16 protein-coding genes are annotated in these 21,220 nt (G+C 69.0%); 5 read left to right on the top strand and 11 right to left on the bottom strand.

Annotation, left to right across the window (positions count from 1 at the left end; all coding sequences use genetic code 11):
- Nucleotides 1–342 precede the first annotated feature (342 nt).
- Both ACFY3J_RS02740 and ACFY3J_RS02735 read right to left on the bottom strand, forming a co-directional pair.
- Nucleotides 343–2,247, bottom strand: coding sequence for an FHA domain-containing protein (locus tag ACFY3J_RS02740; protein ID WP_390839977.1), 1,905 nt, complete (start codon nucleotides 2,245–2,247; stop codon nucleotides 343–345).
- 296 nt (nucleotides 2,248–2,543) lie between these two features.
- Complete coding sequence (locus ACFY3J_RS02735) at nucleotides 2,544–3,155, bottom strand: TetR/AcrR family transcriptional regulator (protein WP_390839975.1); 612 nt, start codon at nucleotides 3,153–3,155, stop codon at nucleotides 2,544–2,546.
- A gap of 240 nt (nucleotides 3,156–3,395) precedes the next feature.
- On the opposite strand from ACFY3J_RS02735, the gene ACFY3J_RS02730 reads away from it, so the two are divergent.
- Nucleotides 3,396–5,012 carry an MDR family MFS transporter gene (locus tag ACFY3J_RS02730; protein ID WP_384179390.1) on the top strand — a complete coding sequence of 539 codons (1,617 nt, stop codon included), beginning with the start codon at nucleotides 3,396–3,398 and terminating at the stop codon, nucleotides 5,010–5,012.
- A 291-nt stretch (nucleotides 5,013–5,303) separates the two neighbouring features.
- Here ACFY3J_RS02730 and ACFY3J_RS02725 read toward each other — a convergent pair whose 3' ends face one another.
- Nucleotides 5,304–5,882 (bottom strand): nuclear transport factor 2 family protein, encoded by a 579-nt coding sequence (locus tag ACFY3J_RS02725; protein WP_384179388.1) that lies wholly within the window; start codon nucleotides 5,880–5,882, stop codon nucleotides 5,304–5,306.
- Nucleotides 5,883–5,946: 64 nt separating this feature from the next.
- Complete coding sequence (locus ACFY3J_RS02720; RefSeq protein ID WP_390839973.1) at nucleotides 5,947–7,290, bottom strand: MFS transporter; 1,344 nt, start codon at nucleotides 7,288–7,290, stop codon at nucleotides 5,947–5,949.
- A 233-nt stretch (nucleotides 7,291–7,523) separates the two neighbouring features.
- Between ACFY3J_RS02720 and ACFY3J_RS02715 the strand changes: the two genes are divergently transcribed.
- Nucleotides 7,524–8,303 (top strand): IclR family transcriptional regulator, encoded by a 780-nt coding sequence (locus tag ACFY3J_RS02715; protein WP_384179384.1) that lies wholly within the window; start codon nucleotides 7,524–7,526, stop codon nucleotides 8,301–8,303.
- A gap of 356 nt (nucleotides 8,304–8,659) precedes the next feature.
- On the opposite strand, the gene ACFY3J_RS02710 is transcribed toward ACFY3J_RS02715, so the two are convergent.
- Together ACFY3J_RS02710 and ACFY3J_RS02705 are read right to left on the bottom strand one after the other, a co-directional pair.
- Nucleotides 8,660–8,881 (bottom strand): DUF397 domain-containing protein, encoded by a 222-nt coding sequence (locus ACFY3J_RS02710; protein WP_390839971.1) that lies wholly within the window; start codon nucleotides 8,879–8,881, stop codon nucleotides 8,660–8,662.
- The gene (locus ACFY3J_RS02705) at nucleotides 8,881–9,726 is read right to left on the bottom strand and encodes a helix-turn-helix domain-containing protein (protein ID WP_390839969.1); all 846 of its coding nucleotides are present in this window, start codon (nucleotides 9,724–9,726) and stop codon (nucleotides 8,881–8,883) included. The genes ACFY3J_RS02710 and ACFY3J_RS02705 overlap by 1 nt, the downstream gene beginning before the upstream one ends.
- Before the next feature lie 156 nt (nucleotides 9,727–9,882).
- Here ACFY3J_RS02705 and ACFY3J_RS02700 point away from each other — a divergent pair, with 156 nt between their 5' ends.
- The gene (locus ACFY3J_RS02700) at nucleotides 9,883–10,602 is read left to right on the top strand and encodes an ATP-binding protein (RefSeq protein WP_390839968.1); all 720 of its coding nucleotides are present in this window, start codon (nucleotides 9,883–9,885) and stop codon (nucleotides 10,600–10,602) included.
- Between the two features lie 12 nt (nucleotides 10,603–10,614).
- On the opposite strand, the gene ACFY3J_RS02695 is transcribed toward ACFY3J_RS02700, so the two are convergent.
- Nucleotides 10,615–13,758 (bottom strand): DUF3427 domain-containing protein, encoded by a 3,144-nt coding sequence (locus ACFY3J_RS02695; protein WP_390839966.1) that lies wholly within the window; start codon nucleotides 13,756–13,758, stop codon nucleotides 10,615–10,617.
- A 90-nt stretch (nucleotides 13,759–13,848) separates the two neighbouring features.
- On the opposite strand from ACFY3J_RS02695, the gene ACFY3J_RS02690 reads away from it, so the two are divergent.
- Nucleotides 13,849–14,271: a hypothetical protein gene (locus ACFY3J_RS02690; RefSeq protein WP_390839964.1), complete on the top strand. Its 423-nt coding sequence runs from the start codon at nucleotides 13,849–13,851 to the stop codon at nucleotides 14,269–14,271.
- Nucleotides 14,272–14,432: 161 nt separating this feature from the next.
- On the opposite strand, the gene ACFY3J_RS02685 is transcribed toward ACFY3J_RS02690, so the two are convergent.
- Both ACFY3J_RS02685 and ACFY3J_RS02680 read right to left on the bottom strand, forming a co-directional pair.
- A complete protein-coding gene (locus ACFY3J_RS02685; RefSeq protein WP_390839962.1) occupies nucleotides 14,433–16,079 on the bottom strand; it encodes a serine/threonine-protein kinase in 1,647 nt (548 codons plus the stop codon).
- Nucleotides 16,080–16,265: 186 nt separating this feature from the next.
- Entirely contained in the window at nucleotides 16,266–17,426 is a 1,161-nt protein-coding gene (locus ACFY3J_RS02680; RefSeq protein ID WP_384179345.1) for a nuclear transport factor 2 family protein, read from the bottom strand.
- A gap of 96 nt (nucleotides 17,427–17,522) precedes the next feature.
- Between ACFY3J_RS02680 and ACFY3J_RS02675 the strand changes: the two genes are divergently transcribed.
- Nucleotides 17,523–18,470: a LysR family transcriptional regulator gene (locus tag ACFY3J_RS02675; protein ID WP_390839960.1), complete on the top strand. Its 948-nt coding sequence runs from the start codon at nucleotides 17,523–17,525 to the stop codon at nucleotides 18,468–18,470.
- Between the two features lie 46 nt (nucleotides 18,471–18,516).
- Here the strand turns inward: ACFY3J_RS02675 and ACFY3J_RS02670 are convergent, their stop codons facing one another.
- Together ACFY3J_RS02670 and ACFY3J_RS02665 are read right to left on the bottom strand one after the other, a co-directional pair.
- A complete protein-coding gene (locus tag ACFY3J_RS02670) occupies nucleotides 18,517–19,602 on the bottom strand; it encodes an SEC-C domain-containing protein (protein WP_390839958.1) in 1,086 nt (361 codons plus the stop codon).
- Between the two features lie 164 nt (nucleotides 19,603–19,766).
- On the bottom strand, nucleotides 19,767–21,191 hold the full coding sequence (locus ACFY3J_RS02665; RefSeq protein ID WP_384179339.1) for an MFS transporter: 1,425 nt from the start codon (nucleotides 21,189–21,191) through the stop codon (nucleotides 19,767–19,769).
- Between the last annotated feature and the right edge of the window lie 29 nt (nucleotides 21,192–21,220).

The following is a 21,220-nucleotide window of genomic DNA, read 5'->3' as shown; positions in this document are numbered from 1 at the left end:
ACCACAGCAACCTCGTCCGGAGTCACACACTCCCAACGCCACACCGGCCCAGAAGGACACGCACCACCACACCCGACCTGACCAAGCCCTACTAGTGCTGTGACCGGAAAGGTTCACCGGCTCGCGACGCCCGGCACGGCACCTCGCCGCGTTGTCGCATCACCCGAGTACATCCAGCACGCGAGTCATGCTCCGCCTTGCGATGCACCGCACCGGACGCCGCGAGCTTCCCGGCAAACCTTTCCGGTCACAGCACCAGTGCCCCGACAGGCAACGGCACTAGATCTCCTGGGCATTCCCTGGCCCAGCGTCAGTCCTTCAGCCTTCAAGCCCCCCGGGTCCTCAGGTCTTCAGGCGGGGATCGGGCTGCTTCGTGACGGGTGTCAGCGAGGGGACCTGTCGGTAGAAGATGTCGATGTCCACCTCTTCGCCGCCGACGGTCAGGGTGTCCCAGGCTCCGCTCGCGAGCAGGGTGCGGACGGTTTCGGGCTTCAGTTTCCGCAGGTGGTCGCGGAGGGTCGCGTCGTCCGGCATGCCCGGGACCCGCGGTGAGAGGCGGTCGCGGATCTCCCGCAGCCGTTCCATGAACGCGTCGATGTCCGCCTCGTTCGCCCTGTCCGCCCCGCCGTCCGGATCCTCCGGGACGGCCGCCTCGATGCTCTGCGCGATCGTGTCCTTGATCGCACAGGTGTCGCCGTGTTCGTCGGTGGTCACCATCGCGTTCCAGGCACGGCTCTTGTGCCGGTACTGGAGCATCGACATCGCCGCCTCGTGACGGACGAAGTCGGCGTCGCGGAAGGCCTTCCCCCGCCAGGCGTTGCTGAGGGAGCGTGCGAGCGAAATGGCCGACGCGAGTCCGCTGTTGAGCCCGCGCCCCGGCCAGAAGTGGATCGCGTTGGCGGCATCCCCGAGCAGGAAGCCGTACGTTCCCGGGGTGGCGGGCGTCGCGGAGTGGAGCCGGGCGGTGAAGCGCGGCCGCTGCACCATGTCCAGGCGGAACCCGGTGACGGCGCTCAGGTTCTTCTCGGTGACGCCGAAGAGGACGAGGCCCTCCAGCACGCGCTTCCACAGGGCCGAACCCTTGACCAGGGCGGGCAGGAACAGCGTGCCGTGCGTCGAGCAGCGGAAGTCCCCTTCCTCGTTGCGGCCCATGAGACAGGGCCGTGAAGCGACACACTGCTCGAACACGTGCCGGACGGGGTCGACCCCGATCACCTCCTGGGCCTCGGCGTCAGTGAGGCGCATGTTCAGGAAGCCCTCGCCGCGCAGGGAGTTCAGAAGGAAGCGGTTCTGCGCCACCGTCAGCAGGACGGCCATGGGGTCCGGCAGATCGGACTTCACCCGCAGCCCCAGCACGACGTCCTGGACGTGCTGCCCCTTCAGGGAGTAGATCGACGCGTCGGGGGCGCCGAACTTGTCGCTGAGGTGATCCCGGGTCCGTGAGCGGCCGCCCTCGCAGATGGCGAGCACATGGTCCTTGACCACCGTCTCGCGCTGCTCGGCCGCGTCGAAGCGGGTGGGAACGAGCCGGATCCGGTCGGATTTCTCGTTCGCCATCTCCAGGAGTACGTCCTCGACGTAGGCGATCCGGATGTTCCGCGGGCCGTAGCCCTGTACGGAGTCCGGTCCGGCCGGCCACATCTCGGTGTACGCGCCGGCGCCGAACAGGCGCTCCTGGACCTTCTCGGGGAGGTTCAGGTACTGGCGGCTCTGGACGGTCACGACCTGCTGCCGCCGGACGTTGCCCTGTGTCTCGTTCTTCCAGACGACCCGCGAGCCGTCCTGGGTCCAGCGGCCGTCGTAGACGGTGATGGCCACGCGCCGCCCGATCAGGTGCTCCAGCAGCAGGGCGAAGCTCAGCCCCACGGGACCGCCGCCCGAGACGGTGACGTTCAGGACCGGGCCCGGCGCGGCGGCCGCGAGCGGGTTCGGGACATCCGTGATCGTCTCCATCGCCTCGGGGATCTCGAAGCAGAAGACCTCGTCGCCGATCGTGATCTCGTCCCCGGAAGCGAGGACGTGGGACGTCACCTGCCTCCCGTTGACCAGCGTCCCGTTCCGGCTTCCCCGGTCGTACAGGACGTACCGGTCGGCCTCCCGCAGCACCTCCGCGTGCAGACGCGAGGCCCGCCCACTGGCGATCACGACACTGCTGTCACCGCTGCGGCCGAAGGTGACCGGAGCGGCGCCGACAGAGAACCGCCGCCCGGCCAGGGGCCCCACACGCCCGGTGATCGAAGCCGGCATGGCCACTCCCCCTTGGATCTGTCCGTACTGGCCGTAAGCCGGCCGTGGCCAGGACGCCGACCGACTCGAATCAACAGCTCGGCACAGACAGCCGTGTTCCCCCCACGCCCGTTGCCCCAGCCCCCAACAGGTGGGTTCCAGGTTCGCGCCACGGTCGCCCCCGCGCAAGGCCGTAAGGCGGGAAGGTGCAGATCAGGTGTGGTGTGGTGGGAGGGGCGTGGGGGGAGTCAGGTATCAGTGCGATTCGCGTTGAGAGCAGCGGCCCGATCGCCGGAGGGGGCCGGTCCGTTGCGATGTTACGTCCGCCTCAAGGCGTCCGGAGCAGGCTCTGCGTCGCACTCGGCCGGCGGGTTCAGCAGTTGGGCGATGTCGCGGGCGGCGGCGACGACCTGCTCATTGCTCGCCTCCAAGCCCTGGGCCGCGAAGAAGGCGAGGTTGATGCTGAACAGGGCCATGCGGATGCGCAGTGCCTCCTCCACGGAGGCGTTCGGGCCGGTGAGGGCGTCGAAGAGGGCGGTCAGCCGCTCGAAGACGTTCTCCCGGCCGGGATGCAGTTCCTTGACGACGTGCTGGTTGGCGAAGGCGAACCGCACCGCCTGCAGGCCCTGCTGAGAGACCAGGTCGATCATCCGGTCGATGGTCTGCGCGCGCAGTCGAGGGCCGGGAGGCTGCGTACGGGCCCAGTCGACGAGTTCGTCCAGGGCCGCCAGGTGCTCGGTGAACAGCGAGCGGACGATGTCTTCCTTGCCGTTGAAGTGGTAGTACAGGGCTGCCTTGGTGATGCCCAGGCGCTCGGCGATCTCTCGCAGGGAGGTGGCCTCGTAGCCTTGTGCGGCGAACAGTTCCAGGGCCACCTTGCGGATCTCGGCCTTGGTGTCGCTGCCTCGCCGGTGTCCTGCGCCCGCCATCTTCATCCGCCTTCTTCCGGTGGTGCCGCGTCCGACATCCGACCGATCTTCGTCGCCGGGGGTCTCGCTTGCAAGCTTACCGCCCGGCAAGTAAGTTACCTAACGGCCGGTAGGTGACGCCGTGACGTCGAAGCAGGTTTCTCCCCGTGTACCGTCCGTCCGCGCAGGCGCTGCGGGACGGGTGTGCCACGTGCGGTCCGCTACCCGCCAGCACTCCCGTTCCCAAGAAAGGCACTGCCCATGGCGTCGACCGCAGCCAATCCCGACCAGGGGTCACCGCCCCGGTTCACCCACCGCGAGATCATGGTGACGATGAGCGGCCTGGTCATCGCGCTGCTGCTGGCCATGCTCGACAACATGATCGTGGCTCCCGCCCTGCCCACGATCGTGGGCGATCTGGGCGGGCTCAACCACCTGGCCTGGGTGACCACCGGCTACGTTCTGGCCTCCACCGTCGCCACCCCGATCTGGGGCAAGCTCGGTGACCTGCTCGGCCGGAGGATCACCTTCCTGTCCTCCATCGTGATCTTCCTGCTCGGCTCGGTGCTGTGCGGCATGTCGCAGAACATGGGCGAGCTGGTCGGCTTCCGCGCTCTGCAGGGCCTCGGTGCCGGCGGCCTGATGGTGGGCGTCATGGCGGTGGTGGCCGAGATCGTGCCGCCGCGTGAACGCGGCAAGTACCAGGGCGTGATGATGGCCGTGATGCCGGTCGCCATGATCGGCGGGCCGCTGGCCGGCGGCTTCATCACCGACCACCTCAGCTGGCGCTGGGCCTTCTACGTCAACCTGCCGCTGGGCGTCGTCGCCCTGGTGGTGTGCTGGTTCACCCTGGCCAAGCTGCCGCGTGGCACCGGCCGGGTGCGCATCGACTGGACCGGGGCGGCCCTGCTCACCGTCTGGATCACCGCGCTGGTCCTGATCACCAGCTGGGGCGGCAACGAGTACGACTGGTCCTCGGCGACGATCATCGGCCTGGCGGTGGTGACCGTGGCGGCCTTCGTCGCCTTCGTGTTCGTCGAACGCCGCGCCGTCGAGCCGATCATGCCGCTGTCGGTCTTCGGCAACCGTGACTTCTCCCTGGCCGGGGCGCTCAGCTTCATCGTCGGCTTCGCCCTCTTCGGCGGAGTGACCTTCCTGCCGCAGTTCCAGCAGTTCGTGCAGGGCTCCTCCGCCACCAACAGCGGCCTGCTGCTGATGCCGATGATGCTCGCCTCGATGGCGCTCTCGCTGGCCGGCGGCGCCATGATCAGCCGGACCGGCCGCTACCGCGCCTGGCCGATCGCCGGCACTGTCCTGATGGCCGCCGGACTGGCCCTGTTCGCCACCATGGACACCGGCACCTCCCGCACCGTCACCTCGCTGTACATGGTCGTGCTCGGCGCCGGCATGGGCTGCCTGATGCAGACCACCATGCTGATCGCCCAGAACAACGCCCCGCTGAAGGACATGGGCGCCGCCACCGGTGCCGCGACCTTCCTCCGCAACATGGGCGGCTCCCTGGGCGTCTCCCTGCTGGGCTCGGTCTACGCCTCCACCCTCACCGACTCCGTCGCCTCCCACGGCGGTATGGCGACCGGCTCCGGCGGCTCGGCCGCGGTGTCGCAGATGACTCCGGAGGCTCTCAAGAACCTGCCCGAGGCAGCCCGGCAGGTGTTCCAGCAGGCCGTCACCGAAGGCGTCAGCTCCGTCTTCACCTGGGGCGCGGTGGTGGCCGGCGCGGGCCTGCTGATCGCCGTGCTCATCCGCCAGGTGCCGCTGCGGGGCTTCGAGGCACCGGCCCCCGCCGACCCCTCCGGCAAGCCCGGAGCAGCCCAGGACGACCAGGGGGCCACCGAGAAGGCCCCAGCCGGCAGCTGACGGCCCACCGCCTCCTCTCTCCGCTCGGGGACGGGCAGGAGAGGGGACTGCCCCTCCCCGTCAGGGGACGGCCGGGGAGGGGGCACCGCCGGGGCCGGTCCGTTACGGACCGGCCCCGGCGGATCCGCTGTCCTGCCCGAACTGACGGCATGTTCGCCGCCGCGTTCAGCTGATCGGGGAGCGCACCGAGCCCGGCCCGGGATCATCCGATCCGGGCCGGGCCCGCGCAGGTCCACTGCGCGCACAAGCACCGACGTCGAAGACGACTGCGCGAATCACGGGGCGGGGCAGTCATTCGGGCCGCAGCGGACCACGGCCGAACATCGAGAGCACCTCGTAACTCTTGTCCGTGGGGCCGGGCTTGCTCAGCTCCATCGCAAACCCACCGGTGAACAGTTCCTGGTCGACAGGGCGCTCATGGATCCAGTCCCGGATCACCTCGCGGAAAGTGATCTTCCATACGCCGTCGCGTTCCTCGTACCGATTGAAAGTGCGGCTGGCAGCGATCAACTCGCGTGCTGGATCCCCGAACCGATGGTACGAGAGGCGATGTGTCTCCCCCTCGGCGGATTTTCCATCCACCTTGTACCACTCATTCAGCAAGTAATGAGTGGTGTTCTCGAACCGGGGCTTGAAATCATCGATGATCCAGTCCACCCACTCGTCCACTCCACCTTCCTTCATGTTGCCCAGGCGAACGAAGGCGTCCTCGAAGAAGATCGATTTCAGCAGCTGGGGGTCACGCCGGTCGATCCCGCGGCAGTAAGCGACTTCGAGATCGTGCAGCCGGTCCTTCACCTTCAGGTCCCGAAGAAAACGAAGATCTTCCTCGGCCACCACGCTGTCGGCGCGAGCTGTGTCGTCAGTCATTGTTTCTCTCCCTCGGGTGAGGATTCAGGCATGTAGGAGCAGGTACGGCAGAGTGCGGTCCCTGTCACACCTCGAGTTGCCGGCCGGTACGGTCCGGGAGCAGGCGGATCGCGAAGGCGGACACCAGGATCGTGAGGAGCCCGTAGCCGGTGACCAGCAGGGTTCCGTTCCCCGAGATCTGCATCAGCCACGTCGCGAGGAATGGCGCCGGCGCGGCGAACACCATGTTTCCGCCGGTGAGTCCGAGAGCCGATCCGGTGTACCGGACCGGGGTCGGCAGCGCCTCGGCGTAGAAAGCTCCCTGGCACCCTGTCATGAACTGCACACCGCACAGCGCACCCGTGATGGCGAGCGCGGCCATCCACCAGTTGCCCGTGTCAAGGATCAGGAAGAACGGGACGAGGAAGGCCAGCAGCACTGCGAGGCCTGTGAAAAGGACGCGCTTTCGGCCGATCCGGTCGCTGGACCAGCCGCCGAGCAGGCTTGCCGCGATGGAAATCGAATTCGCGACGACCATCAACCCGAACGTGGAGCTCTTGTCGAATCCGAGCTGGCCCGTGAGGTAGCTGGTGGCGAAAGTAACCGTGATGTAGTAGAGCGCCCCCGGCGCAGCCCACGCGAGCACCAGCAGCGTCACCGTCTTCCAGTGCTGCCTCAGCAGCCCGCGTGTGGCCTGCTCGCTCTTGCCCTCGCTGGCGAGGAAGGCCGGAGTCTCCTCGACGCGGTGCCGGATGTAGTAGCCGACAGCGATGAGTGCCACACTCATCAAAAAGGGCACCCGCCAGCCCCAGCCGGCGAACTGGTCCTCAGTGAGCCACGCGGCGAGCCCTGTCAGGGTGAGCGTGGCGAGTACCTGACTGATCGGCGATCCCACCGACATCAGGGCACCCGCGATACCACGGCGCCGGTTCGGCGAGTGCTCCATCACCATGAGCTGCGACCCGGTCAGCTCGCCCCCCAGGGCAAAGCCCTGCAGGAAGCGCAGTAGCACCAGCGCAGCCGGAGCCGCGATTCCCACGCGGGCGTAGGTCGGAAGCACACCGATCAGCACCGACGCCGCGCCCATGAGCAGCAGCGTGAACATCAGTATGTTCCGGCGGCCGAACCTGTCACCCAGCATGCCGAACACGAGGCCGCCCAGTGGCCGCGCCACCAGCCCGACCCCGAAGGTCGCGAACGACGCCAGCAGCGCGGCACCCGGCGCCAGGTCGGGGAAGAACAACTGCGGGAACACCGTGGCCGACAACGCGCCGTACACGGAGAAGTCGAACCACTCCAGCGCGGAACCCAACGCGCCACTGATGACCGCTCGCCGGGCGGTGGGGGTCCCGCTACCGGCCTCTGCACTCCCCGACGCCACGACCGGCCGGCCTGCTTCGACCTGCGCATCCAGCCCACTGACTCTCATCGCTTCGCTCTCCTTGGGTGTCCTCACTGCACGGCACGTCACACGGACTCACAGGCGGTTCACGCCTTCACGGCCACTTACGCCACGGGCACGCAGAGGGGTGATCTCGCGCCCAGCAGTCCGCGCCACGCAAGAGACGCTCGTTCGAGTGTGCGTTCACCCGCGGACGTCGAGAGCATCCAATATGAGGGAGTGAACAGTCAATCATTCCCTGTATGTGGGACCATTGAGGGGTGAACACTCTGCAAACCGTGGACAGAGCACTTCGCCTGCTCAAACTGGCCCAGCAGGAGCCAGTCATCACCCTTGCCCGTGCCGCCGGTGAACTGGGCGTGGGAACCTCCGTCGCCCATCGGCTCCTGGCCACCCTTGAGGCCAACGGCTTCATGCGCCGCTCGCTCGACGGCCCCGGCTACCGCCTCGGCCCGGCCATGACCGGCTTCCGCCCCGCCCATGCCGACACGGACTTCACCCACTTGATCCAGGACGACCTGCTCGAGCTTCAGGCGGCAACCGGCGAGACCGTGGAGTTCGCCGTCCTCGAGGGGCAAGCGGTCCGCTACATCTACGGCATCGCCTCACAGCACCACATGCGCATCGACGCCAGGGCGGGAACGATCCTTCCCGCACACATCACGGCCTGCGGACGAGCTCTGCTCGCGACCCTCACGACCGACGAACTCCACCGGATCTACCCGAACGAGCCCCTCCCGCACGCGGCGAGGACCATCACCCCGACCCGCACGGCCCTCGAAACCGAACTCGAGAACGTCAGGCAGCGCGGTTACGCGCGCAACATCGAGGAAACCGAACCCGGCATCGCGGCACTCGCGCAGACTCTCCCCACCCCGCCGGGGTATCCCCCCATTGCCATCACCATCTCAGGGCCGCAACCACGTCTTTGCTTCACACTCGAAAACCCCTGCACCCCGCCCGAGACGGCATTCACTCAAGCCCTGCGCGAGGCGACACAGAAGATGCAGGCAAAACTCACCTCAAAGCTCCAGCATTAGCCCTCTTCGCATAGGTGACCGCGGCCCGCGGTCGTGCTCCGGAGTGCGGCGGTACGCCGGAGCGCGACCGGGGCTTTTCCGGATACGGATGACGAGGACTGTGGTGGCAGTGATGACCGGAAGACACAACCGCGTTTGTCGTCGCGGGCGACGACGGTTCGGCACTGGTCGGGTAGGCCCAGCCGCGTCACGACGCTGCACTGGGCGACAGGCGCGGCTCCCGCAGACGGAAGTGGAGGATTTGGGCCACCCCGCGACCTGGGAAATGCCTGGTCGTGTCAGTGCGCGGTGGCCAAAATCCTCCACTTGGCGTGGGTATCGGGGCGTTGCGATGACCAAGTGCGTGGGACTGTCTCTCAGGGCGTCGAAAAGCCGTTCCCCGACGCGAGTTGAGCACGGCGTGCACCAGCCAAGAAACCCACCCATGCCTGCGCTGACACGGTGAGGTGAGGATGCTCGGGGCGCTTGGAGTCCCGTACGAGCACGCCATGCGGGACGAAGGCGGCCTCCACACACTCGGTTCCGCTGCCGCCACTGTAAGAGGACCTGAACCAGCGCACTTCTGCCGACGTCGCCATCAAGGCTCCCTGATCATCCGGTCGATGAGCTCAGCAGAGGACTCGAAGTCGAGTGCCTGGGCGCTGAGGTATTCGAACGCCAACCTATAACGCTCCAGTTCCTGCGGCTTCTCCATGAAGAGGCCGCCGCCGATCAGGTCCACGTACACCACGTCCAGTTCGGGAGCCTGCCCGCGCAGGACAGCGAAGCTGCCGACCGCTGCTGCGTGCGCACCGCGTTCGAACGGCAGCACCTGGACGGTGACGTGCGGTCGTTGGGACGCGGCGATCAGGTGTTCCAACTGCTGCCGCATCACGTCTCGGCCGCCCACCAGCCGTCGGATCGCCGCTTCGTCGATCACACACCAGACGTGAGGAGGCGCGTCACGGTCCAGCAACTCCTGGCGCTTCATGCGGATGTCCACCATGTGCTGCACCTCGCGATCTTCGCATTGCACTTCAGAAGCGCGGTGTACGGCTTCGGCATATGCGCGTGTTTGCAACAGGCCAGGCACGTACATACAGGCGTAGTGATCTTCGCGTACGACCTCGTCTTCCAGGGTGAGCATGAGGTTCATTGACTCGGGGATGGGGTCGGCTAGAGACCGCCACCACCCCTGGATCTTGGCGCCTTTGGCCAGCTCCACCAGAGCCGCACGTTCCTCGTCCGTGGCACCGTACTCACGGCAAAGGGCGTCAACGGCCGGCCATTTCACCGTCCCTTCCTTCGTTTCGTAGCGGCTGAGTGTCGCCTTCGAGATGCCGACGCGAGCGCCTGCCTCCTCCAGTGTCAGTCCCTTCAGCTCTCGGAGTCGACGTAGGTCGGCTCCCAGTTGGCGCCTACGGGTAGTTGGTCCAACTGCCATGCTCGCGGCCCTTTCCTGTTGCTGCGGTAGATCGTTGTCGGCCCTCAGGAGAGACGGCAAGGTGGTGTGCGCCGGGGCGCGTTGCGCGCCGTCGTGCTCCTCCTCGCCGGAGATGAGAGTTCCATTTCGTAACTCTCACTGCGACTCTTGGTTGTCATGTTGTCACTGAGCGCGCCGGGCGCCATCGACAGTGTGAGTGAAGAGGCGGAGTACGTCATGGAGTGCACCGGATGTATGCCGAGGAAGGCGTGGGAGCTGCCGTTTCTAGCCGAGGCGGAAGAAGTTGCGGCCTTGCGGCACATGTTGCGGCTCCACTTGGAGCTTTGGGGCCTGCAGGAAGTCAGCGAAGCTGCCCAGCTGTGCGTGAGCGAGCTCGTCGCCAACGTCATTAAGCACGTAGGGCCCGCCACCCCGACCACGCTCGCCGTCTTCATGAACGGCACCCACTTGCGCATCGAAGTCCATGATCCCGACCCCCGAGCCCTCCCAGTCCTGGCGGACGCGGACTCAAACGCTGAGACGGGACGAGGTGTCGCTCTCATTGACGCCATCACCGACCGTTGGGGCGTCGACCTCACAGCCGGGCGCAAGGCCACGTGGTGTGAGCTGCGCACGAGTCTCTCTGCGGACGACGGGCACATCACAGGGCCTCGTATGGCACGAGCCGCGCACGTGCTCGGGCTCTATCCCGAGGTGGCGAAGCTGCCGCAAGGCTCCCGGCTCACTCGGCTGGGGACCGCAGTGGCGGAGGAGGCGGCGATCAACGTGATCGCCGATCTCCTTCACTGGCTCGGCGCTCATGGCCGGGACCCGGACGAGGTATTGGAACGAGCCCAAGCCCACTTCCAGGCCGAGTCTGAACCCGCTGACTGCTAGCGCTCCTGTGGATCAGCTCGCAGAGATGGCTGAGTATGTCCACACGTCAGCCGGGAGGTCGTGCTTCAGGTGCCAGGTGATGGCCATCGGCTTGCTCCCGGTGTGGGTCTGGTAGGTCGCCGGGCCGAGGAGCATCCATGGCTGGGACTTGCCTATGTCGGTGTTCTTGTAGCGCCGTACGAACAGCAGGACGTGGCTGCCGCGCTCGGCATGTTGCTGGTAGCGCATGCCGGTAGGAGAGTTGGCTGCCGTCGAGTTCTGCGACTCCCAGTGGAAGAGCGCGGGGCTCAGCGCGTAGTCCCTGTATCGGATGGTGGGTGAGAAGTCCTTCTCATTCTTCTCCAAGGTGATGAGCAAGGCGTCCGTCTGAAGGTCCTCGACCCACTGCACGCCCTGTGCGAAGGACCGGGGCATCTGACCGCCGAAGCGTGCCACACCGAGTGCCGCGAGGATCTCGGACCGGTTATAGGCGCTGTGGACCTTCAACGGGACGTGGCTGAGCGGGCCGGACAGAGGCAGGGGGAAGTGGTCGGCCTGTTCGATCACGTAGGAGAGCAGTTGCCTGAGCTCGTCACGGAACGCCGGCTGAGAGCGGAGGGATTCCAGGCCTGCCTGGAAGCTGGTGAAGCCACCTGCGTTGTCCCAGAGGTTGAAGAACAACATACGGGCGTAGGACTGATCGCGGGGACTCAGGGCCTCGTACGGCGGGCTACCGTCCTCGAGGAGACGGCGGTATACCTCAGCGCGCTCGGGGTCGTCAACGTGGAGAAACGCGTGGACGCGCTTGAGTAGAGCAGCCTCTTCTGCCGGGGCGGTCTCGTCGATCAGGCCAGCACGGCGCAATACCGTCGTCCACGAGTTGTTGCTCTTGTAGAGCTCCTTGATCTCCCGGCGGCTCTCCCGAAGATAGTCGGCGAGTCGTGGCGTGCTGTAGGCCTGGACCTCCTTCACCAACGTCTTGACCGTGGCGTTCACTTGGGTACGGATGTTGTCGAGGACGAGGTCCTTGGACTTGCCCTCAAGGATGATCTGGCAGCCGGACGGCAGCTGGGGGAAGTCGTGCTCGATGTGCTCGACGAGCCGGTTCCTCGACAGGTTGGTCAGAGCCCGGAACTGCTCCTCGAAGCGGAACTCCGCCCGGTGCTGCCCGATGAAGTCGAGAACCGTGAGCACCGGCTTCGTCTCGGTACGCCTAAGTCCCCGCCCCAGTTGCTGGAGGAAGATCGTGGCACTGTTGGTGGGGCGGAGGAGGAGCAGAGTGTCGACGTCGGGGATGTCGAGTCCCTCGTTGAACAGGTCGACGGAGAAGATCACCTGGAGCTTGCGGTCGCGTAGATCGCGCAGTGCCTGGGCGCGCACGTCCGCGGGCGAGTCGCTATCGAGCGCGACGGCCTGAAAGCCTGTCTTGCGGAAGAAGTCGGCCATGAAATGGGCGTGCGCCTTGCTCACACAGAAGCCTAGTGCCCGCATGGTTCCGGGGTTGGAGACCTTGTCGCGGATCTGCTTCACCACGATCCGGGCGCGTGCATCATTGCCCGTGTAGAGGTTGTCGAGCTCCTGATCGGTGTATGTGCCCTTCTGCCAGCCCAGGTTCCTCAGATCCGTGCCGTCCGGGATGCCGAAGTAGTGGAAGGGGCAGAGCAGGTCGTTCTCCAGGGCCTCCCACAGGCGCATTTCGGCGGCGATGCGTCCCTCGAAGAACTCGTCCTGGACGTTGCGCCCGTCCATCCGCTCGGGGGTTGCCGTCAGACCCAGCAACTCCTTCGGTGCGAAGTGGTCGATCACCCGCCGGTACGTGGTCGCGGTGGCGTGGTGGAACTCGTCGATGACGATGACATCGAAGTGATCGGAGGCCAGTTGCTCCAGCCGCCGCACATTGAGCGACTGGACGCTTGCGAAGACGTGGTTCCACTCACGCGGATCCTGTCCCGCGTGGAGCAGCTCGCCGAACGAGGCGTCGTCGAGGACTTCCCGGTACGTGCGCAGGGACTGGTTGAGGATCTCCTTGCGGTGCGCCACGAACAGGAGCCTGGGCCGTTCGTTGTCCGACTGGCACATGCCGCGGTAGTCGAGGGCGGCCATCACGGTCTTCCCCGTGCCGGTGGCAGCGACCAGCAGGTTGTGGTGACGCCCGCGGATCTCTCGCTCAACGCGGAGCCGCTCCAGCATGTCCCGCTGGTGTGGGAAGGGGCGTACTTGAAGGCCGGAAAGGTTGATCTTCAGGTCGGTGGTGGAACTGGTGCCGCTCGCCTGGGCCAGCGCTCCGTCGAGGCGCTCACCGTGCAGGTCTGGGTCGTAGGTCTCGAAGGCGGTGTCGTTCCAGTACGCGTCGAAGGTCGCCTCGAACTTGTCCAGTACCGCGGGGGTGGCGACGGACGACAGCCGTACGTTCCACTCCAAGCCGTCGAGCAGTGCGGCCCTGGACAGGTTCGAGCTGCCGACGTAGGCGGTGTCGAAGCCCGTCTTGCGCCGGAACAGCCAGGCTTTGGCGTGTAGGCGGGTGGAGCGGATCTCGTAGTTGACCTTGACGGTCGCGCCGAAGTCCCGCACCAGCCGGTCGAGTGCGTGACGGTCGGTGGCCCCCATGTACGTGGTCGTGATGACCCGAATCTGTACGCCGCGCTCCTTGGCGGAGCGAAGAGCGTCCTCCAGGACCCGGATGCCGTACCACTTCACGAACGCGCAGAGCAGGTCGATACGGTCCGCGGTCGCGAGCTCGGCCCGCAACTCGGCACCCAGGCTGAGGTCCTCCGGCGAGTTCGTGAGCAGCGAGGTCTCGGACAGCGGAGTGAGGGGGCGGATTGCGTAGGCGCCCGGCGCCTCCTGCTCGGCGAGGGCGAGCAACTGGCGGGGGCCCTCGACGACCGTGCTTATGGGCTCGCTGTCGGTTTGGCCGGTGGTGCCGGTGGCCAGAGATTCCAGGACCTTGTTGACGAAGGGGACTCGCTGATCGGAGGGGAGCTGGCTGAGCGTGCGGGCGACCACCTCACCGACATGCCGGGCGAGAACGTGAGGCGAGGACTCCTTACTGACCTCGGCGTCGATGGCCTTCCACCCCATGGCCTCGAACTGTCCCAGCTCATCGTGCACGTCCTGGGTGATCAGCCGTTCGTACACGCCGGCGACCGGCTGGCCCGCACCCTGCGCTTCCGTCACCAAGCCCCCCTCGATCACGTCATGAGTGGCTCTGTTGTAACAGGGACTACTGACAAGTGAGGAACCCCCGACCCCAGCCCGCAGGCCCGCGTGCGGGCCGCGCAGAACTGGGCGCGGTACCCGGACGCGAGCGACGGGGGCCCGCTGCCGACCCTCGTGCCCGATGAGGTCGAGCTCCTGAAGGCCCGCATCACTTTCGATATCACCGCCAAGTTCACCGACAAGCAACGGGTGCTGCTCGCGGCCGCCGGCGCCGTTCCGTTGGCTCTGCTCGTCGGCTTCGAGATCGGCACGGGCACCACTGCCGTTGTCCTGACCGGCATCGTCTGGGCCGCAGTGATGGCCCTCGTGCCCCTCGGACTCGCCGTCAACCGACGCTACAGAGCCAAGTACGTCGCCCTCCTGCAAGCTGCCGGGTACACAGCGGTGACCGACCCGAACGGGCGGCTGCGGTATGTGCCGCCGGACGGGCAGCTTCCCGGGCACGGCAATCCGTTCGCCAGAGGGACGTAGTGCCCGCGGTGCCGGGCCCGCTCGCCACCGATCCCTATGGGGCTTCCCAGCCGTACCTCCACTGGCAGCCCCTGCAGAGCCGGCCAGCCGGCTGCTCGGCCCGTGCACGGGCGGTCGCGAAGCGGTAGGAAACGGTGCCGCTCTTGATGGTGCCGGCCTGGCTAGGCCGCCCGCCAAACCGTCATGTCCGCGGTCACGAAGCCGATCTCCGGCAGCGCGGTCGACTTCACCTGGATCACGAGCAGCGCGATGTCCCCGGAGGGGTGCTTGACGCAGATCTCACTGCCGGCCGCCGCCGCGGCCAGCGGGAGGCGGTGACCTTCGGGTTCGGTGAGGGCGAGACGGCACGAATCGAAGGTGGCCCCCGGCTTGCCGTACAGGATGGAGAACACGCTGGTGTCGCTCTCCAGTGCGCAGGTGTCCTTGCAGACGAAGCGGATGTCCCCCTTGCGGTCGTCGCGCTCGACCGGATCCTTGATGTCCAGTGAGTTCTTCTTGTCCAGCCACTGGAGGGGGTACGGGACGGCTTGCGGTAGCTCGGGCACGGTGGAGGGGCGCGACGCCTCTGGTGTCCGGCCACCAGCCTCGGAGGCCGGCGTGGCTGCCGGTGCGGACGCCGAGGAGTGTGCGGACGTTTTCGGAGGGGGCGTCGAGGACGCGGCCGTCTCCCAGTCGCGGAGCCGGTTCACCGTGTTCATGGCCGTCCAGGTCAGGCCGGCCAGCAGTAGCGCGCCCGCCGTCACGGATGCGATCGCGATCAGGGCGGTGCGGCGTCTGCGGGCGCGTTGTTCTTCCGGGTTGAGAGGCATCGTCGGCCGCGGCCATGCGGGCTGTGGGGCCGGGACGGCCGGCTGCGGCCAGCCGGCCGAAGGCAGCGTGTATCCCTGGGTGGGGTTGGGGATCGGGGGCGGGACCGTCACTTCCGGTCCCGCTGTCTCCCGCCAGACGGCCGGTCCGCCGCCCGCGTCGGCGTCCTTGCCCAGCCGTTGGCGGCACCATTCGACGACCTCCGCCGGGGTGGGGCGTTCCTCCGGCTCGGTGGCCAGGCACCGGGCGAGCAGCGGACGGAGCTCCTCGGGCAGGAGGGAGAGGTCGGGTTCCTCGTTGACGATCCGGTACAGCACGCTGACCGCCGGGCCGTCCCCGTACAGCGGCTCGCCCAGGGCCGCGAACGCCGCCGTCTGGCCGAGTGCGAAGACGTCGGTCGCCGCCGTGAGCTCGCCCGCGGACGCCTGTTCGGGAGCCATGAACGACGGTGTGCCGATGGCGGCGCCCGTGGTGGTGTGCGAGGTGACGTCCGAGGCCAGCGAGATGCCGAAATCGATCACGCGCGGGCCGTCGGCGGCCAGCAGCACGTTCGACGGCTTCAGGTCCCGGTGCACGATTCCCGCGTCGTGAATGGCCCGCAGTGCCTCGGCCACCCCCGCCATCAGCCACAGCACCGCCGGAACCGGCAGTGGCCCGCGCCGGGCGACGGCTTCGGTGAGGGACGGGCCGGGTACGTACAGCGTGGCCAGCCAGGGCGGTACGCCGTCCGCGTCGGCGTCGATCAGCTCGGCGGTGTACGCGCCACGGACCCGTCGGGCGGCGGCTATCTCCCTTCGGAACCGTCGCCGGAAGGCCGGGTTGTCGGCCAGTTCCGGGTGGACCACCTTGATCGCCACCGGGCGGCCGCCCTGCGTGTGCGACAGGTAGACCCGGCCCATGCCACCCGCGCCGAGCCGGGCGGCGAGGCGGTAACCGGCCACCAGGGGAGGGTCGTCCGGTTGCAGCGGCTGGAACACCTCAGTCGCGCCCGCATTGTTCATCGGCCGTCGTCCCCCCGATCCCCGGATCCCTCGATCCGATGAGTCGACCAACAAGCAGCACCTTAAGGCGTGTTGCGGAGGCTGTGATCAGGGGCGGTCGTCAGGGCCGTTGGGAAAGCGGATCGAGGCGGGACCCGGACCGGCGCGTTCGTGGGCGTACTCGGCGAGGATGCTTCACGCCGACGGTCACCTTCGGTGATACGCCTTGTTGGCGATGCGCCACCCGCCCTCGGCCTGGACCAGCAGGAAGACGTCGGTGAAGGTGTCCGGGCCGTGCCGGAGGGTCATGGACGCGGTGGCGACGGTGCCGTGGACGTCGATGGTGTCGATGCGGCGGGTGCGGGTGGGTTCGTCGGCGGCCGGGCGGCCGTTGAAGAGCGCGCAGTACTCGTCCAGGCGCCATGACACGAACGCGCCGTCCCGGATGCCCTCGATGTGGGCGGTGGGCAGGAACGCGGCGCGGAATTGGGTGGGGTCGCCGGTGGCGTGGCCGTGGATGTAGAGGCGCAGTGGTTCGAGCACGGCGTCGTCAGCGGCGGGGACCGTGGCGGCCACGGCGATGTCGGCCTCCGGGTCGGCAGGGGTGCCGGCCAGGTCGGCCGCGCTGGGCAGGGGGCTGCTCGACGCATCGGCCAGCAGCGCCATGTCCTTGGCCAGTGCGCCGATCGTGAACTCGGCCGGGGCCGGGGTCGACACGTCAGCAAGGAGGAAGGATCGCTTGCGACCGACGAGCCCGCCGAGTTGGCCGAGTTCGAGGACGTCCAGCGCCTGGGCACGAGGCAGGTTCAGGGCGTCGGCCTGCCGCAGTGAGTCGCGCAGGGCGAGGACGGCGCCGGCGAGGCCGCTGTTCGCGACCAGCTTGAGCGCGGCGGCCGTGGCGGCGTTGTCGACGGGGAGCACGGTGCCGAGCGCTCGCAGTACCGATTGGACCCGGTCGAGGGCCTCCCGGTCGCCCGCGGCGAGGATCCGCAGGGTGCCCGCGGTGACGGCCGGTACGGAGCCGAGCACGGGTGCGTGGACGTAGGACGGGCCGAGCCGGCGGGCCAGTGCCGAGGCCTCGGCGGGGGCGATGGTGCTGGTGTTCAGCACGACCGTGTCCGGTCGCAGTGAGGGGCGGATGCGGTCGAGGACCTGCCGGCACGCCGGGCCGTCGAACAGTGCCAGGAGTGCGATGTCCGCCTTCGCCACGGCGTCGTTCGGGTCGTGGGTCGTCTCGACGGCGTCCGCGACATGACGACCGGACCGTGTCCAGCCGACGACGTCCCAGTCGAGGTCGGCGAGTCGGGTCGCGATCGCGGCGCCCATGCGGCCCAGGCCGAGCACGGCGACGGTGTGCGGTGTGGTCATGCGTCCGAGCGTGGGGCATCGGGAGGGGTGCGACAAGCGCAGATCTGGCAGGGGTGCCCTGCCGGATCCGCATATCGGCGGGCATACTTGCGGGCCATGGCGCTCACTTCATGGCGGACCTTCGTGACGGTGTGCCGGCTCGGGTCGTTGTCCGCGGCGGCCGACGAGCTCGGCTACACGCAGTCGGCCGTCTCCCGGCAGATCGCCAGGCTGGAGCGCGAGTTCGGGGTGCCGCTGCTGGAACGGCATGCGCGTGGCGTGCGTCCGACGCCCGCCGGAGAGGTGTTCCGCCCTCACGCGACGGCCGCGCTCACCGAGGCCGACCGGGCGGTTCGTGCCGTGCGGGACCTGCGTGACGGTGCGCCGGGCCGGCCACTGGCCGTCGGTGCGACGCCGTCCCTGGCCGCCGGGATCGTGCCCGTGGCGATACGCCGCCTGCTGGACACGGCCGGACCCGTCCGGTGGAGCCTGTCGCCCGGACTGAGCCTGGAGCTGTACGACCGTGTGGTCGCGGGCGACCTGGACGTCGCCGTGGTCACCGACGCGCCACCGGGGCTGCCCAACGACCCGCGTCTCGAACGGCGGTTCCTGGGCATGGACGAGATGGTCGTCGTGCTGCCCGTCGGCCACCCGCTGGCCGGGTGTGGTCCGGTACCTGTTCAGGCGCTGGCCGACCAGACCTGGGTGGAGGACAACGAGGGTTCGGCGGCGTTGTTGCGCCAGCACGCCGCCCGCGCCGGAGTGACCGCCCGCATCGACCTCGCCGCGGCCGATCTGCCCGGCAAGCTGGCTCTGGTCGCGACCGGCCACGCCATCGCGCTGATACCCGGGGTGCTGGCCGGCGCGCTGCGGACCGACGTCACCGCGGTGGCCCTCGTGGATCCCCCGGCCCGCGGCATCCACACGATCACTCCGCGCCGCGACCCGCACCCTTGCTCAGCGCCCCTGCTCGACCGGCTCGTGACAGCCTTCGGCGCGAGTCGTCCCGCCCAAGCCGATTACCGGGCGGCTGAGGCGGACGCCCACGAAGTACCGGGCGGCTGAGGCGGACGCCCACGAACGGGACTGGATCCGCTCGCTTCGCGCCCGCTCAGACGGTTCCGGCGGGTTCGGCGGGCTCGGCGGGCTCGGCGGGCTCGGCGGGTTCGGCGGGTTCGGCGGGTTTGGTCACCCCATGGCACTCCCCGTACGCCTGCCCCGACCCGCACCAGCACAGCGCCCCCCGCTGCGGTGGCCAGGTCACCGCGCGGCCCCGGGCCGCCAGGGTCGTCGCGTACTGGGGCAGCAGGGTCGGGTCGGACGGGGAGGCGGCCTCCGAGGCGGCGAAGGCCTCGTAGGAGGGGACCGTGCCCGTGACGATGCCCAGGTTGGGGGTGCCGGAGGAGGACAGTTCGCGCAGGGACGCCTCTATCGTCGCCAAGTGGGTCTCGTGGGAGGGGTATTCGGACGTGAGGCCGGCGTAGGCCGTGAGGAGTTCCGACAGTTCTTCCGCCGGCCAGTGCAGGACCGCCACCGGGAAGGGGCGGGAGAGGGCCGCGCGGTAGGCGCCGAGTTCGGCGCGGAGGCGGGTGATCTCCGCTTGCAGTTCGGCCGGGTTCTCCGAGCCGAGGGACCAGACGCGTTTCGGGTCGTGGAGCTCGTCCAGGGGGACCGGGGAGGTGTGAAGGGTGTCGGCCAGCATGTCCCAGTCGTCGTGGGCCGCGCCCAGCATGCGGCGGACGCGGTGGCGGCCGAAGAGGAGGGGGTGGGTGGCGTGCGGGGGCTCCTGGGCCTCCGCGAGAAGCAGTTCCACGCCCTGGGTGAACGTCTCGTGCGCTGCTTCGAGTTCGTCGTGCGCCTCCAGGGACTCCGCGACGATCACCCAGGGGGCCGGGTCGCGGGGCGCCGCGGAACGGACGCCCTCGATGATCGCTCTCGCCTCCGCCTCGTGGCCGTACTCCCAGAGGTTGGCGGCTTTGAGGGCCCGGACCAGGTGAGGGTTCTCCAGGTCGGCGGGGGAGGACAGCAGGCGGTCGTAGAGGGTCGTCGCGGCAGGGCGGTCGCCGGACAGTTCCCGGTGGGCCGCGGCCTGGAGGAGGAGGGCCTCGGCGTCCTCGGGGTACAGATCTGCGGTCCGCTCGAGGCGGGCCGCTTCGGTGGCGTGGTCGGCGTCTTCGGCGGGCGTGGCGGGGCGCATGGGGGACACCGTACTGCCGGACGGTGACAAAGGTGAGGTATCTGCAGGCCAGCGGACCCAGGGGACCCAGCGGAGCCGGGGGACCCCACCCCCAGGGGCCGGCCCTCGTCCGTACGCCCCGCCCTGTGCCCGCACCCCCGTTCCCGCGCCCTCACCCCGCGCCCTCACCCCCGCTCCCGCGACACCCCCACGCTCACCGCGCCCACCAGCGCCAGCCCCGCCGAGACCGCCATCGCCACGTCGGCGCCCCGTGCCAGGCTGCCCGTCGAGGTCGCGAGGGCGATGGTCAGGGCGACTCCGGCGCAGGAGCCGATGTAACGGAGTGTCTGCTGGGCGCCGGATCCCATCGCGGCGCGGTCCGGCGGGACCGACTCCACCGACAGCAGGGGCAGCGCGGCGTTCAGCAGGCCGCTGCCCACGCCGCTCACCAGCAGGCCCGGCAGCATCCGGAGCCAGGAGCCGGAGCCGATCGCGCCGAGCATCGTGAGGACGCCGGCCGCGTGGAGGACGAAGCCCAGGACCAGTTGCCGGCGCGGCGTGACCCGTCCCGCCAGGCGCTTGGCCTGGAGGGCGACCGTGAAGCCCGTGCCGGACCAGAGCAGCAACAGCCAGGCGGTGGTCATCGGCGACATTTCCAGCGTCTGCTGGAGCAGTGCGGGCAGGAAGCTGAAGAGGCCGATCACCGCCAGGCCGGTGAACAGGCCGCCCGCCGAGGAGGCCAGGAAGCGGGGGCGGCGCAGCAGGGACAGGTCGATCATCGGTGTGCCGGCACGGCGCTCCAGCAGCGCGAAGACTCCGAGCAGCGCCACGGCCGCCGCGAGCAGCAGCCCCACGGGCGCCCGCAGCCAGCCGTCCCGGCCGAGGGTCAGGGCGGCCACGAGGGCCACCAGGGCCGGCCCGAAGGTCAGCGCGCCGAGGATGTCCGGCCGGCCGCCCCTCGGCGCGCGGGACTCCGACAGGGCTCGGGTGCCGAGCGCGGCCGCGACCAGGGCGGCGGCGCCGAGGACGGCGTAGGCCGCCCGCCAGTTCGGCAGGGCGCCCGTGACCAGCGGGCCGACCGCTATGCCGCCGCTCACGAAGGCGCCCCAGACGCCGGTCGCGTGGAGCCGCCCGCGCGGGGTGGGGAAGGCGTGCACGAGCAGGCCCAGGCTGCTGGCCAGCAGGGCCGCGCTGGCCGCGCCCTGGGCGATGCGGGCCAGCGTGAACTGCCAGGTCGTCGTCGCCAGGGCGCCCAGCACGGTGGTCAGGCCCAGGGTCAGGGTGCCGGCGAGGAAGACGCGGCGGCGCCCGTAGTCGTCGGCCAGGCTGCCGGCGATCAGGAGGAGGGCGGCCAGGCCCAGCGGGGTGCCGTTGAGCAGCCATGCCTGGGCGGAGAGGGGGGTGTGCAGGGCGGCCGCGGTGCCGGGGAGGGTGATGATCGGCGCCGTGTACGTCATCAGGGCCACGGTGGTGGCCGCGCTGGTCACGGCCAGGGTGGCCCGGGGGTTCGGGGGCCCGTCCCGGCGCCTGGGGCGCGGTGCGGCGGTGCGGGCGGTGACCGCTGAGGTGGAGGTCGCGGTGGAGGCCGTGGGGGAGTTCAGCCCGGTCATGGGCCCGTCCTTCCGGGGGCTGGGCGGAG

It is taken from the genome of Streptomyces sp. NPDC001231 (assembly GCF_042896885.1).
In the GTDB taxonomy this organism is placed as follows: Bacteria; Actinomycetota; Actinomycetes; order Streptomycetales; family Streptomycetaceae; genus Streptomyces.
This window is presented reverse-complemented; position numbering and strand designations above follow the sequence as displayed.

Excerpts from the sequence above, each read along its gene's own strand:
- ACFY3J_RS02725 (WP_384179388.1), bottom strand. The coding sequence starts at position 5,882 with ATGACTGACGACACAGCTCGCGCCGACAGCGTGGTGGCCGAGGAAGAT.
- ACFY3J_RS02705 (WP_390839969.1), bottom strand. The coding sequence starts at position 9,726 with ATGGCAGTTGGACCAACTACCCGTAGGCGCCAACTGGGAGCCGACCTA.
- ACFY3J_RS02675 (WP_390839960.1), top strand. The coding sequence starts at position 17,523 with ATGGCGCTCACTTCATGGCGGACCTTCGTGACGGTGTGCCGGCTCGGG.
- ACFY3J_RS02740 (WP_390839977.1), bottom strand. The coding sequence starts at position 2,247 with ATGCCGGCTTCGATCACCGGGCGTGTGGGGCCCCTGGCCGGGCGGCGG.
- ACFY3J_RS02665 (WP_384179339.1), bottom strand. The coding sequence starts at position 21,191 with ATGACCGGGCTGAACTCCCCCACGGCCTCCACCGCGACCTCCACCTCA.
- ACFY3J_RS02680 (WP_384179345.1), bottom strand. The coding sequence starts at position 17,426 with ATGACCACACCGCACACCGTCGCCGTGCTCGGCCTGGGCCGCATGGGC.
- ACFY3J_RS02735 (WP_390839975.1), bottom strand. The coding sequence starts at position 3,155 with ATGGCGGGCGCAGGACACCGGCGAGGCAGCGACACCAAGGCCGAGATC.
- ACFY3J_RS02720 (WP_390839973.1), bottom strand. The coding sequence starts at position 7,290 with ATGAGAGTCAGTGGGCTGGATGCGCAGGTCGAAGCAGGCCGGCCGGTC.
- ACFY3J_RS02670 (WP_390839958.1), bottom strand. The coding sequence starts at position 19,602 with ATGCGCCCCGCCACGCCCGCCGAAGACGCCGACCACGCCACCGAAGCG.
- ACFY3J_RS02700 (WP_390839968.1), top strand. The coding sequence starts at position 9,883 with ATGTTGTCACTGAGCGCGCCGGGCGCCATCGACAGTGTGAGTGAAGAG.
- ACFY3J_RS02730 (WP_384179390.1), top strand. The coding sequence starts at position 3,396 with ATGGCGTCGACCGCAGCCAATCCCGACCAGGGGTCACCGCCCCGGTTC.
- ACFY3J_RS02710 (WP_390839971.1), bottom strand. The coding sequence starts at position 8,881 with ATGGCGACGTCGGCAGAAGTGCGCTGGTTCAGGTCCTCTTACAGTGGC.
- ACFY3J_RS02685 (WP_390839962.1), bottom strand. The coding sequence starts at position 16,079 with ATGAACAATGCGGGCGCGACTGAGGTGTTCCAGCCGCTGCAACCGGAC.